Genomic DNA, 13,375 nt, shown 5'->3' on the forward strand with positions numbered 1-13,375 from the left:
CGCTGTGAGCGTGGTGTCGGCTTCCAGTTGCAGCGTAAGGCGTGTGGGAGAGCGACAGCGCTGATTCTGGGCATCTGCGGTGGTCAACCCGGGCCTGTTTCTGAGGTCGTTAGTGAAGACAATCTGCCTGCTCTGAACACGGTTCATCTGAGGGCTGAGAAAGTCGCTTCACTGTTAGGCATCACTATCGAGAATGATCTGATTGAAGCTTTGCTGACGCGACTGGGCCTTGAGATGAACTCCACGGCGGAAGGTGAGTGGAGCGTTTCAGTGCCAAGCTGGCGTTTTGACATCTCTATAGAAGAAGATCTGGTAGAAGAGCTGGGTCGTATCTACGGTTATGAGCGTCTGCCAGAAACCATTCCAACGGCGCTTCTGAAGCTTAAGCAGGTGGATGAAAACAAGGTTAAAGAATCTGACATTCGTCGTATTCTTGTGGGGCGTGGCTATCAGGAAGCGGTTTCTTTCAGCTTTATTGATCCGAAGCTGCATCAGCTGTTTGATCCGGGGTGTGAGCCCGTGGCATTGGCGAACCCCATCGCCAGCGATCTTTCTGTCATGCGAACATCGCTGCTGCCAGGTCTGGTTAAAACGGTCAGTTACAATTTGAATCGTCAGCATAGCCGGGTTCGTCTGTTCGAAACCGGCCAGACGTTTGTTCGTGAGGATGACGTTCTGCGACAGGAAAACCAGATTGCTGCTGTGATTACCGGCAGTCGTTATCCTGAAAGCTGGGCGATTAAAGCTGAGCCCGTGGACTTCTATGATCTGAAAGGGGATGTAGAAGCTCTGCTGGCACTCGGTGGTGCGGCAGGGGATTTCCGTTTCGAAAAAGCCAGTCATGATGCCATGCACCCAGGTCAGTGTGCAGCGCTGATTCGTGATGACAAGGTGATTGGTCACGTAGGCGCTCTGCACCCAAGTCTGGCGAAAGCGTTGGATTTGCACGGTGCCGTGCTCCTGTTTGAAGCCAGTCTGGAAGCAGTGAGCCAGGGGAAGGTGACAGAGTTCACACCACTGTCCAAATTCCCTGAAGTTCGTCGTGACCTGGCCTTGCTTGTCAGGCAGGAAGTGGCTGCTGACAGTCTCAACCAGGTCATTCGGGAAGAAGCCTCCGAATTGTTGAAAGATGTTCGTATTTTTGATGTTTATGCCGGAAAAGGCATTGCAGAAGGTCACAAGAGTCTCGCTTTGGGCTTGACCTTGCAGCACGCTTCCCGCACTCTAAAAGACGAAGAAGTTAATCGTTTGATTGACAGCATCGTAAGTCGGCTGGAATCGGAATTGGGTGCCAGTCTCCGTAGCTAATCAGCCAATGCGAGCGGTCTGTTTCGGGCCTGCTTTCTAAGCAGGCTTTCAACAGTTCGCAGCCCCGGTTATAAGAGAGCGGAAGTTATCCATGGGAGCTCTGACTAAAGCGGATATAGCCGAGCGTCTTCATGAAGAACTCGGTTTGAACAAGCGCGAAGCCAAGGATATGGTCGAGCAGTTTTTCGAACAGATTCGTCTGGCACTGGAGAATAATGAACAGGTCAAGTTATCCGGCTTCGGTAACTTTGAACTGCGCGACAAAAGTCAGCGGCCCGGCCGAAACCCTAAAACCGGCGAAGAGATTCCCATTTCTCCTCGCAGGGTGGTGACTTTCAGGCCCGGCCAGAAACTCAGGTCACGAGTTGAGGCTTATGCAGGAAACAGAGCTCAGGAAGAGTGATCTCCCTGTCATTCCCGGCAAGCGTTACTTCACCATCGGTGAAGTCAGCGACTTGTGTCAGGTGAAATCCCATGTCCTTCGATACTGGGAGCAGGAGTTTTCGCAGCTAAAACCGGTCAGGCGTGGGAATCGCCGTTACTATCGGCGTCAGGATGTGTTGCTCATTCGGCAAATTCGCAGCTTACTCTACGACAAACGTTTTACCATTGATGGTGCCCGCAATCATCTCAAGGGCGAAGTGCAGAAGCTGGACTCCTCTCAATACAAGCAACTGATCCGGCAGACCATCGCTGAGCTGGAAGATGTTATTGATGCCCTGGATGGGATTCCTTCCAACTGATTGCACAGGCAGATACAAAAATACCGGCGGATGCCGGTATTTTTGTATTGAGAAAATCAATCAGCTGCGAACTTATCCTCTTGGAAGGTTGCGCGGGCGTCTGTGGTTTTTGATGGCTTCTTCCATGATCTCGCCTACCTGATGCCAATCACTGTTTGCCTTTAAGGTCTCGGTGTAATTAACAATCTCATTCAGTTGCTCCTGATCTGCCTGACGCAAGACATGGGTCAGTTCAGTGGTCAGTTTCCTGGCATCGAATGTTTGTATTGTATTTCCGTACCCGCCTCCAGTAATTTTATTCAGCAGTTGGTCAGCATTTTTAGGGCCATTGTATTTCGATCTCTTCGCAGGCACGGGTGGTGAGGGCGGTAAGTCCGGAGCCTTTTCAACAGCAGTCTCACTTGTCTTTGCAAAACGGGTATTGACGTAAAGGTCGTTCTCATTGTCTCTTCTGATTTGGGCCGCTTTTAGCTTTTCCCTGTCAACGGTGGCATAGGCTTCTGAACCATACCCCAGTCCGTTATCTTCAGGGTCCGGGGCTTTTTGGCGGCTAACAGGGGGTTCTGCAGGTGTAGCAACGGTCAGCCCTGCTTCTTTCAGCAGTGGATCAAACAATGGTGTGAACTGTCCGTGAACCGCCGTGACGGTATTGAGTTGTCCTGCTGTTTGCACGAATTTGTTTCTGACCTCACGGGCGGTAGCAATGGTTTGAGTGAAATCTTGTGGAACTTTTCCTGTCTTTTGGTACTGCCTAAGGCTGTTATCAATCGTTACGAAAGTTCCGGTTCTGCCGACCCCCGCATTGCAGTTGACGACGGTGGGGTTGTCTGACCTGGCTGCAACAGAGGGATGCTGACGTAACTTTTCAACCAGTACCGACAGTTTTGCCAGTCTTTCCGGGTTGCCGGCAGAATGGTCTGCCCAGCCTTTGTCGTAAACCCTGAACTGTGTTTCTCCATTAACGGAGAATTGTTTGACGGTGACGTTATCATTATCAAACGAATACTGCCCATCCAGTCTAACCTTAACGCCGCCGTAGTCTTTTTCTTCACCCACATTCTTCGGGCCTACTTCAATAGAACACTTATTAATTCTCTGCCCGGAAATTTTCGGATCTTGCAGTTCCTTGGCGTTAACAAGAGAGACTGAAACGGCAGGACGATGATGGGCCAGCATCTTAATGAAGTTGGTTTCTGTCTTTTCAACCGGTCCCTGACTGGCGATAAAGCTGCCACCAGGCAGGTCAACTTTGGCGGCATGATAGGGAGCTCCCGGTGCGAATGCTTTGCCTTTATCGCTCTGAAAGATGTTTTTGAATTTTGGCTGTGCTTGAGCTTTGAAAGCAGGGTCTTGATCGAATTTACTTTGTATATCTGGGCTGTCTTTTTGAATATCGCTGAATTGCTTTGTAATGACAGGGTCGTCAGGCTGGAAGGGGAATGTCTGATCCAGTTTAAGTGGAGCTCCCTCATAAGAGCCAAATGTCAGTTGGGACCCATTGTTCGAGCCATACACACCCTGCAAGGACGGAGTCAGTTCTTTAAGTTCGCGGGATCGGGAGTCAGGGCTTTCCTGAATATTCAGTTGACGATCTACCTCTGCGCCCATCGCAGCCGCGAGCATGGGGGCTTTTGCGTAATGTGTGGCAAGTTCTTCTTTTAAACCCTTTACGTCACCGTTAAAGTTTTTCATCTTTTCGGTGACTTTTCTTTCGGCATAAATTTCTCGTACTTCTTGCTTGACTGTGCTGTAGCTATCGTCTTGGTTTTGGCTAAGTTTTGATATTAAATCCTTGATATCCGAAGTGGGGAGCTGCCGGACGGCGTCTGAGAAGTTGCTGAGTGAGAAACCAGAATCATCATCAAATTTGCCATAGTCTATGCCATCAATGATTTCAGGAACGGACAGGGCTTTAGTTGGTGGGGTTTCCGGAGTGCTGTTTCTAACTGCAAGTGGTGTGTCAGCGGGTTTTGAACGGGTCGTTTCGGGTTGCTCACTCATTTTGTTGGGGAGCTTGGGCAGAGGGCGGGCATTCCTTTCCGAAAGGGGTGTTGAAGGCGGTTTTGATGGATTCGTTGCATGGTCAGCGCGATGTTCATGCAGCTTGCTATGGAAGTGGTCATAGACGGGTTTAACCAAACCGTGAACACCGAGAACCTCACGAGCAACTCTTAATCCCCAGACTTTCGAAGCACTGCAGTTGTATAGTTTGCCATTGACCTTGACTGTCTTGGTAATTGAATTCTGTGGATCAGCGCCTGTTGTTTGAGAATGGCTTATTGAAGAAGCCCCGCTGTTGTTGATCGGATTGCCCACAACCTCTCTCCTGAGAATCTTCCCTGATTCTTGCAGTATAAATGGCTACGTGACTTTTTCCATTGAGTCGGTTGTTGTTGGGGCTGACAGAGAATTCTTGTTGAAGGGTGTCATATTTCTGGCATAGCTCACCGTTCGCTACGGCACAAAGCACTGCTCACATGATTGCTGAGCAGCGCGGTTCGTGTTCAGTGGCGCTTGTGAGGTGAATCTTTGCGGGCAGGTTTTGATGGTTTGACAGATGACTTGCCGCTGGCTTCCTCTGGAGAATTAAACAACAGATAAAGCTCCATTAACACTTCGGGTATCTGGCTGCACATATCTTCAGTCAGCTTTTCATTTTCCAGAATCGCTTCAAACTCGGGCTCGTCGTCAAACAGTCCGGAGCCGAGCATGAGCGGGAGCAGCAATTCACTGACTTCCTGTTCATTTTCCTGGAACCACTTTTCTTCCGACATGATATGGGCCTGAATAAAACCGCAGCACCAGTCCATCAGGTTTTCATCATCCGGGTCGGCAAATTCCTCGCAGGAGAGCTCAAAGCCCTCTTCTTCATTGAACTGCCGATCAATCGCTCGTGACAACTGATCAAGAGCCTGTTCCAGCAGAACTGAATCTTCTCTGGAAAGCGTTACCAGAGTTCCAAAAAGAATCTCATTACGCTCATCAGTCTTTAAATTGAAAGGGATGATGGCCATGGCGGTATAAAAGCCATGGATGGCGTTGAAGGTAAAACCTTCCTCATCCGCATACCTGTTCAGCAGCGGCTCCAGAGTAGAACAGATGTCCTGCATTTAAAGAAAATCCGGTGTGAATTGAAGTTTGGAAGTTTACAGCAGTTTTCTGAAAGATTCCTGTTTATTCAAGGTTAAACTCTTTGAAGTCTTATGCTCGTTTGATGCTATACTGACCTGTCTTTTCTTATGTGATTAATCATTGTCGTTTAAATGTGCACTGGACTGTAATGACTGACCCTGCTCTGAATGTTCTGCAAAATACTTTCGGGTTCGAATCTTTCCGTGGTTTTCAGGGAGAGGTCATCAGGGAGATCACAGAAGGGCGTGATACGCTGGTTCTAATGCCTACCGGCGGTGGTAAATCACTTTGTTATCAGGTACCGGCTCTGGTTATGGCCGGTACGGCCATCGTTGTTTCTCCCCTGATTGCTTTGATGGAAGATCAGATCCGTAATCTCAAGCAGATAGGTATTCGAGCCGAAAGTTTGCACTCAGGCGTAGCCATGGAAGAGCACTATCGAATCGAACAGGAACTGTTTACCGGGCATCTTGATCTGCTCTATGTCGCTCCTGAGCGTCTGATGACTGAAATGATGTTGAGGAAGCTGGATCAGATACGAATTTCCCTTTTTGCCATTGACGAGGCTCACTGTGTGTCTCAATGGGGGCATGATTTCAGGCCCGAATATTTACAGCTCTCAGTACTGAAAACGCGCTTTCCAACCGTTCCCAGGGTTGCTCTCACCGCCACTGCAGACAAACGAACCCGTCAGGAAATCATCGACCGTCTGGGTCTGGAACAGGCCAGAGTGTTTGTCGACAGCTTTAACCGGGCCAATATTTTTTACCGAATCAGTCAGAAGAAGCAGGGTAAGCAACAGTTACTGCGATTTTTGGAAAAAGAGCATCCTGAAGATTCCGGCATTGTCTACTGTCTTTCAAGAAAGCGGGTGGAGGATACTGCTGCCTGGCTGAATGCCCAGGGTAGAAAAGCACTGCCTTATCACGGTGGTATGACGAACCCCGATCGCAAGAATAATCAACACCGTTTTCTCAACGAAGACGGCATGATCATTGTTGCGACACTGGCATTCGGCATGGGGATTGATAAGTCAGACGTTCGCTTTGTTGCTCATCTGGATCTGCCAAGGAGCATTGAAGCTTATTATCAGGAAACCGGTCGTGCCGGTCGTGATGGACTCCCGGCGACGGCCTGGATGGTTTATGGCCTGCAGGATGTCATGTTGCTGCGGCAGATCCAGTCAAATTCTACCGCTGCACCTGAAATTCAGCGAGTTGAGCAGCAGAAGCTGGAGGCCATGTTGTCTCTTTGTGAGGTGACCGGATGTCGCCGTCAGGTGTTGCTGGAATATTTTGATGAACCCCTGAAAGAGAAGTGTGGACACTGTGACCTATGTCTGGAGCCGGTGACGACCTGGGATGGCACGGAAGCAGCCAGAAAAGCACTCTCCTGTGTTTACCGGACAGGGCAGATGTTTGGTGTTTCTCATCTGGTTGACGTGCTGATGGGCAAAGAAACGGCCAAGGTCGACCAATTTGGTCACAGGCAGATAAGCACTTTTGGTATAGGCAGTGAGTTCAAACAGAGCGAGTGGCGTTCAATTTTTCGGCAATTGGTATCCAGAGGGTTTATAAATGTTGACGTAGAAGGGCACGGTGCACTCAAACTGAATGAAAATTGCCGTCCTCTGCTCAAAGGCACTGAGCGACTGTTACTCCGACAGGATCGCTTCGAGTACGCCAGCGAGAGAGCCGCACGCAAAACCCGAAATTGCCCCCTACAGAGCTGATGACGTCAGCTGGCCCGATCGCGCTTTTCTGCACACTTAATACACAGATCGGCGTATGGCATCGCGATCAGACGGGCTTCAATGATTTTGTCACCACAGCCGGTGCAGAAGCCGTAATCATCATGATTCATACGATCCAGCGCTTTGTTAACCAGGTTAAGTTCAGCCCGGGCATCATTACCCAGCTGGTCAATAACCTCATCATTTTCCCTCTCCTGCGCCTGTTCTGACCAATCGGCATTGGCCCTGCGAGTCATATCTTTACTGATGTTTCCGAGACGAACATTCAACTCATCTCTGCGAGACAATAACCAGACTTTAAGTTTCTCGTAATCAGCCATGGAAATCCCCTGAATAAATGTCGACGATTATTGTGTGTATAAACGACTGGATGCTATGTCCCTTCGCATTCTGTCCATTAGCTAAGCATAGCCACAGTTAACTATATTTCGACAGCTCATTCGCAACAGTCGCATGCAGCCCTGCGAAATTCGGGAGATATCCCTGATGCCTATCGTTAAACCTTTTATTATAATGTCCTCAATTTTCGGGTTCCTGCCCGTTTGACCATTATTCAGAGCTGTAAGTCACCCGGTTTAACCGCCCCCTTTCCGGGCTTTAAATGAAGTTGGGTACTTTGAGAGACAAGACAGAACCAAAATGCAGAGTCAGACAAAAAGCGCAAAAACCAACTTCAACAAGCTACAGAAACGCCTGAGACGAGAGGTTGGTCAGGCCATCGCTGAATACCACATGATTGAGGATGGTGACCGCATCATGGTCTGTCTGTCAGGGGGAAAGGACAGCTATACCCTGCTGGACATTATGCTGAATCTGAAGACCTATGCGCCGGTCAATTTTGACGTTATCGCAGTTAACCTTGATCAAAAACAGCCTGGCTTCCCTGAACATGTGCTGCCTGATTATCTTGAAAATCTGGGCGTTGAGTATCGCATTGTCGAAGAAGATACTTACTCCATTGTCAAAGAGAAGGTGCCTGAAGGAAAAACCACGTGCGCACTCTGCTCACGCCTGCGCCGGGGCATTCTCTACCGCACAGCCAGCGAGCTGAAAGCCACCAAGATTGCCTTAGGCCACCACCGGGATGATATTTTAGAAACTCTGTTCCTGAACATGTTCTATGGCGGCAAGATGAAAGCCATGCCGCCCAAACTGGTTAGTGACGACGGTCAGCACACGGTTATCCGCCCTCTGGCCTTCTGCCGTGAAAGAGATATTATCCGTTTCTCCGGGTTCAAAGCATTTCCGATTATCCCCTGTAACCTCTGCGGCTCTCAGGAAAACCTTCAGAGGCAAGCGATCAAAGCTATGTTCACTGATTGGGACAAGCGCTTCCCCGGCAGAATGGAAAGTATGTTCAGAGCTCTGAGAAACGTAGCTCCCTCCCATCTGGCAGACAGCTCATTATTTGATTTCAGAAATCTGGTGGCGGATGGCCAGCCTGCTGAAGAGGGTGACACAGCATTTGACCCGGTGGATGTACCTCTGACCTTCAGGGATCAAAACGATGAAGATGAAAAGCCTGAACAAGCCTCCATTGTAAATTTGATTAACCTTTAGGCTTATCAGGCAAGATCGGACAGTTTTTACTGGCAAAGTTCCCGTAATAACGGATTCCCCTGATCCTGCCCCATGCCCCCCCTGACTGAACAATCTTCTGTTTTCAATGGCGTGCTTCGCTATTTATACAATCCCTCCGGTATGCACCGGAGGGAGTCGTTTGCTGAGGCATTAGCAGTATCATTAGATGCATTATTACCAAAGTCATCCATCAATTAATACTGATCCGTTAAAGGCTTTTCCAGATCGAACTTTAGTAAATCGTTACTCTCAATCATGAATATCAACTCTTCTATGTAATCGATCCCTCTTGAGGAATAGGCATGAAGTCCATGTGCCAGCATCGGACCGGTAACTGGCTTCCCCATGGATCTTCTTTTTGAGCGCAGCTCCCTCAAACCTTCATAATGATGGCTGGTATTGAGATTGTGCATGTAAGACCGAACCGATGCAGCCATTGAAGAAAACTTCCTGACCTCGTAAGTCGCACCTTCCGGACGCTCACCGGGAATAACACCACAGCCCGGAGTAAAACACCACTGGCCAAAGTAATTGTTGGCTTCAACGGCAAACCTTGAAGTCCCCCAGGCCGACTCGTTAGCTGCCTGCACCAAAGCAAGAGAGACCGGAATCTCATCCGCCCTACTCAACAGGTCGTCATAAAAATCATCACTGACTCTAAACTCTTCATCCACCCTGAATTTTCTGGCAATATCAAATAACCACTTTTCTTCGGCTTCATGCAGAGTCGATTTGTCTCTTAGCATTTTAATTTCCTGACGGATACCCGCCAGACGCTCATTCTCTTCATCAACCATTTGCTTGATGAAGCCAAAGAAGTGACTTTTCTTCTTGTTGACGTCTTCGATGGAGGCAAAATCAGGAATATCCTTTTGAACCTTTTTCTTAACCTCCTCCTTGCTGATCTTTTTTACCTGTTCTACTGCGGGCTCTTTAACAGGCTGAAAATCTTTGTTATACCAGCTTGCCAGAGCGACAAGTCCCGCCAGTAGCAAAAGAAAATAACGATCAATTTTATTCATCATGGTATTAGCAATACTCCTGAGCCAGCTTGGCAAAAACGACTCTTTCCACACAATACTTCAACAAAAACGGCACCGCCTCAGAGGCATTTAATCACTCCGGAGTTCTATCATACTAGCCCCCTGACCTTACGATCCACCTAACCTGTCATGACCTAAGCTATCAGGTGGCTGATAAGGTGCTAAATAATTGCCGTATTATTCAATAAATAACCTGCCTTTGGACGATATTACTTTACATCGTGTTAGAAATAATTAGACACTGAAATCAAGGCTATCAAACGATCCTGTTGAACAGGAAGAACCGATGCCTGACGCAGTGAATAATAACAACATATTAGCCGCTGTTTTGTAGCTGATTACAAAGTTCAATGTAAGGATTACCAGCTACTGGTACAGCCATAATGGAGGTTGCACCATGATATTAAGTCATTTTTGGGGACTTCTCTCTCGTCCCGAAGAAGAGTGGAGCATTATTCGAGAGCACCCTCCCGGTATTCTTCGCCTCTACCTGGGTCAGGTCATCTGGCTGGCGGCCCTGCCAGCCATATGTACTTATCTGGGAACGACTCGAACCGGTTGGACAGTCCCCGGCAGTGATCAGGTCATCAAGTTAACAGAAGCCAGTGCTGCTTACATGGCATTTTTTGCCTGGCTGGCCATACTGGCCGGTGTTGCTGTTATGGGTGCATTCATCCAATGGATGGCAGAAACCTTTGGCAGCAAGCCCACCATGACACAGAGTGTTGCATTTAGCTGCTACACAGCTGCACCACTCTTCCTGGCGGGCTTCTGCGGACTTTATCCCTCTATCTGGTTGACTATCGTCGCAGGCACCATTGCCACTTCCTGCTCTGCATGGATGTTGTATTCTGGTCTGCCAACCTTTATGCGAATACCCAAAGAGCAGGGATTTGTCTATGCCAGCTCAGTGCTTTGTATCGGGCTGGTTGTTTTGGTCTCTATTATGATCACCACTGTTATTTTCTGGGGCATGGGTGTAGGCCCTGAATACATTCAAGCTCACTAAAACTTCAGCGTCAGGCCAGATGAATTAAGTCATATCATCTGGAAGCGACGCCCTGAACCCTGTCTGATTATTCCAATAAGCAAGCTGTACAGATACAATTTCCCTGATCTATCCTCTGGAAAGTTTTTCAAATCAGTTAGTTTATGTCGAATACACAATGTCTCTATTTGCCTGCCATTGAGTTACGGGTCAGTGAGCTTTACTGCCTGGCTGAGCGGCACTTTCTTAAACAATTTCCGCGTCCACAGATCAGCCTCAATTTAAGAGGTGAAACCGCCGGTCAGGCTTGGACAGAAAAAAACCTGTTACGCCTCAACAAGCAACTATTTAAAGAAAACCAGGAGCATTTTCTGACGCATACCGTGGGCCATGAAGTCGCACACCTCATTGCTCACCAACTGTTTGGCAGAAAAATCCGTCCCCATGGCAGGGAGTGGCAATGGATTATGGAAGAGGTTTTCAGACTGCCGGCCCGTAGAACGCACAGCTACAACACCAGCAATACCAGTAAAAGGCCATTTTTGTATAGTTGCAGCTGTAAAGGAAAGACCATCCCACTCAGTACCATCCGCCATAACAGGGCAGTAAAAGGTACCGTCTATCTCTGTACCCAGTGCCGGGAACCTTTGAAGTTCGTTGAGAGAATCAGCGTTTGAGAACCTGTACTTCAGTGGCAATTTAAGAGTGGTGAAACCACTCTTTTTTGAGAGGGAACTTCTCTTATCACGAAGCAATAATTGCACGGCTGGTTAACCCGGCATCCAATGCTACCATCACCTTCTGAACAGGTTCTTCAGTTAACTTCTCGCCAGTCCAATAATCGCGCCAATACACCGGCTGATCGGAGGTCAATGCCACCTCCCTGGCGTTCTCGTTGTAGTTGAATAAACAGTGCAGCTTTTTACCCTCTGTTAAAGCAAGAGAAGCATGATGTAAAGACAGTGAAGTAAATTGGGCGGCGTCCTGACTGTAACGATGGCGCAGTATCAATTTGCTTAATGTCTTTTTAGCAAAGGGAGTGAGATCAGGCAGCGGATCGCCCGAAAGCAAAAGCCCACCGCTGGCAAGTAAGACATTACGATGAAAGTCGTAATTACAACGATCCGTTGATTGATTAGCAAGCGAAACAAATGTGCCGCAATCAGGATCGATTTGCCACAATTTACGATGCTGCCAACTACGATAGAAGGTTTCTTTTGCAATTTGCTCAAACCGCTGAGCGTTCCGCTCCACATCGTCAGAGACTCTCATGGCATCTACAAGTCCCAGAGATGGCCACATGGGTGCGTTACACCCGAGTAACAAAGCATTTTGAGCGCCTTCCGCTATTGCCTCCATCCCCATTCGGTAAGCCTGCACTCCGGTGACGCCTCTCTGATAACGTTTTCCTTTAAGCGCTCCCCAATAATTGGCATCGAGTTTAAACAGCTCGACACCCCACTCTTCTCGCATGGTTCTGACCAGGTGAGTTAAATGAGCTAGTACTTCGGGGTTGGATGTATCCAGTACATACCAGGGGGTACAACGCCAGCCTCCGTACGTCACATCTTCGGCTTTGAGGAGATCACCGTTATGATGGCGGACAAACCATGATGGATTCTGTTCAAACAGTTGCGACTCAGGCTGAGCAATAAAAGGAGCAAGCCAAATCGCCGGTTTTTTTCCTTTGCGCCTGATATCCGCAATTAATTCTTTCACTCCTCCGGAAAATTTATCCGAAGGAGACAACCAGTCGCCCATAAACGCCTGATAACCATCATCCAGCAGCACCCACTCCAGGCTACCAAGATCACCTGCCATTAGATTGAGATTCTGGCGAATGTTGTCTCCGGTGACATCAGCATAATAGGCATACCAAGAGCACCAGCCGATGGGTGCTGGTTGCCCGACGCCTGCCCTTGCGGGGTGATGCTGAGCGATCAACTTTGCGTATTGTTGATACAGCTGAGATAAAGAATCTCCACTTAGCACAACGACTGACTCCAGCTCTTTGCTGCCAGAGTCCCGAGGAGAAGTTCCTTCCCCATCAATGCATGCCGATATCATAATACCGCTCTCACCATTGACTACTTCGAAGTAGCCCGCATAGCGATAACAGCGGGTAAAACCAAACAAGGTATACTCCGCTGAACCTTCAATAATCAGGTAGTTGTAATAACGCTTTCTCTGCTGTTCCCCATAAATCCGATAACTACTGTCGTTATCCGGGCATCGACCAACATCGACCGGCTTGTCAAACGTCCCTGTGGTTTGTGCCAGCATTTGAAAGCCATCACCCAGCAAAGTCGCACTGAACTCAAAATCAAACTCACTGGTAAATAGCTGGTAATTGTCTGGTATTGGATTGTCATGCAAACCGTTATAACAAAAGGTCACTTCATTTTCACAAATGTTATCCAGCAAGTCTGGATTATTCACTGTGAGCTCTCTGTGACACGGCAAATGAATGGTATGAGACATATGAACCTGTTTAAAGCTGGCAAAAAACCCATAGCGTCATTTGACGAGCTCCCATGCTCAAGCTTAGAAACAAATACTCAAATCAAACAGTCGAAACAACAAACCCGGATATCAACTCAACGAAAGTTTGCCCATATTTCTCCAGCTTGTATTCACCCACCCCGGAAATATGAGACAAAGCCTCCAGACTGGTGGGTTTAACATTGAGCATTTCATAGAGTGTTTTGTCATTGAAAATAACATAAGCAGGGACACTCTGCTCTTCTGCCAGTTCTTTACGACGGGCTCTCATAGCCTCCCATAATGGACGATCATGGTCGCCTATAATAACTCTTCCCTGATCCAC

13 protein-coding genes are annotated in these 13,375 nt (G+C 48.2%); 7 read left to right on the forward strand and 6 right to left on the reverse strand.

Going from position 1 to position 13,375, the window contains the following annotated elements:
- The 3 genes from KDK17_RS17055 to KDK17_RS17065 all read left to right on the forward strand — a co-directional run.
- On the forward strand, positions 1-1,308 hold a 1,308-nt coding region (locus KDK17_RS17055), incomplete at its 5' end, for a phenylalanine--tRNA ligase subunit beta (RefSeq protein ID WP_257288634.1).
- 91 nt (positions 1,309-1,399) lie between these two features.
- Positions 1,400-1,711, forward strand: coding sequence for an integration host factor subunit alpha (ihfA, locus tag KDK17_RS17060; RefSeq protein ID WP_257254363.1), 312 nt, complete (start codon positions 1,400-1,402; stop codon positions 1,709-1,711).
- Positions 1,683-2,051: a MerR family transcriptional regulator gene (locus KDK17_RS17065; RefSeq protein WP_257254362.1), complete on the forward strand. Its 369-nt coding sequence runs from the start codon at positions 1,683-1,685 to the stop codon at positions 2,049-2,051. Before ihfA ends, KDK17_RS17065 begins: the two co-directional genes overlap by 29 nt.
- Before the next feature lie 72 nt (positions 2,052-2,123).
- On the opposite strand, the gene KDK17_RS17070 is transcribed toward KDK17_RS17065, so the two are convergent.
- Both KDK17_RS17070 and KDK17_RS17075 read right to left on the reverse strand, forming a co-directional pair.
- Positions 2,124-4,367, reverse strand: a complete 2,244-nt coding sequence (locus KDK17_RS17070; protein WP_257288635.1) for a tyrosine-protein phosphatase — start codon at positions 4,365-4,367, stop codon at positions 2,124-2,126.
- A gap of 188 nt (positions 4,368-4,555) precedes the next feature.
- Complete coding sequence (locus tag KDK17_RS17075) at positions 4,556-5,161, reverse strand: YecA family protein (protein WP_257253246.1); 606 nt, start codon at positions 5,159-5,161, stop codon at positions 4,556-4,558.
- 170 nt (positions 5,162-5,331) lie between these two features.
- On the opposite strand from KDK17_RS17075, the gene recQ reads away from it, so the two are divergent.
- On the forward strand, positions 5,332-6,915 hold the full coding sequence (gene recQ / locus KDK17_RS17080; protein ID WP_306671319.1) for a DNA helicase RecQ: 1,584 nt from the start codon (positions 5,332-5,334) through the stop codon (positions 6,913-6,915).
- A 5-nt stretch (positions 6,916-6,920) separates the two neighbouring features.
- On the opposite strand, the gene KDK17_RS17085 is transcribed toward recQ, so the two are convergent.
- Positions 6,921-7,256: a TraR/DksA family transcriptional regulator gene (locus KDK17_RS17085; RefSeq protein WP_257253257.1), complete on the reverse strand. Its 336-nt coding sequence runs from the start codon at positions 7,254-7,256 to the stop codon at positions 6,921-6,923.
- Between the two features lie 319 nt (positions 7,257-7,575).
- On the opposite strand from KDK17_RS17085, the gene ttcA reads away from it, so the two are divergent.
- The gene (gene ttcA, locus KDK17_RS17090; protein WP_257253256.1) at positions 7,576-8,496 is read left to right on the forward strand and encodes a tRNA 2-thiocytidine(32) synthetase TtcA; all 921 of its coding nucleotides are present in this window, start codon (positions 7,576-7,578) and stop codon (positions 8,494-8,496) included.
- 215 nt (positions 8,497-8,711) lie between these two features.
- Here ttcA and KDK17_RS17095 read toward each other — a convergent pair whose 3' ends face one another.
- Positions 8,712-9,542: a glucosaminidase domain-containing protein gene (locus tag KDK17_RS17095; RefSeq protein WP_257253255.1), complete on the reverse strand. Its 831-nt coding sequence runs from the start codon at positions 9,540-9,542 to the stop codon at positions 8,712-8,714.
- Positions 9,543-9,957: 415 nt separating this feature from the next.
- On the opposite strand from KDK17_RS17095, the gene KDK17_RS17100 reads away from it, so the two are divergent.
- Together KDK17_RS17100 and KDK17_RS17105 are read left to right on the forward strand one after the other, a co-directional pair.
- A complete protein-coding gene (locus tag KDK17_RS17100; protein ID WP_257253254.1) occupies positions 9,958-10,569 on the forward strand; it encodes a Yip1 family protein in 612 nt (203 codons plus the stop codon).
- Between the two features lie 143 nt (positions 10,570-10,712).
- Positions 10,713-11,225 carry a SprT family zinc-dependent metalloprotease gene (locus KDK17_RS17105; RefSeq protein WP_257288636.1) on the forward strand — a complete coding sequence of 171 codons (513 nt, stop codon included), beginning with the start codon at positions 10,713-10,715 and terminating at the stop codon, positions 11,223-11,225.
- A gap of 67 nt (positions 11,226-11,292) precedes the next feature.
- On the opposite strand, the gene KDK17_RS17110 is transcribed toward KDK17_RS17105, so the two are convergent.
- Both KDK17_RS17110 and KDK17_RS17115 read right to left on the reverse strand, forming a co-directional pair.
- Positions 11,293-12,972: a glycoside hydrolase family 36 protein gene (locus KDK17_RS17110; protein WP_257253250.1), complete on the reverse strand. Its 1,680-nt coding sequence runs from the start codon at positions 12,970-12,972 to the stop codon at positions 11,293-11,295.
- A gap of 139 nt (positions 12,973-13,111) precedes the next feature.
- Positions 13,112-13,375 (reverse strand): HRDC domain-containing protein (locus KDK17_RS17115; protein WP_257288637.1); only part of this gene is annotated, 264 nt, incomplete at its 5' end.

This window comes from Endozoicomonas sp. SESOKO2 (assembly GCF_024606245.1).
Taxonomy (GTDB): Bacteria; Pseudomonadota; Gammaproteobacteria; order Pseudomonadales; family Endozoicomonadaceae; genus Endozoicomonas_A.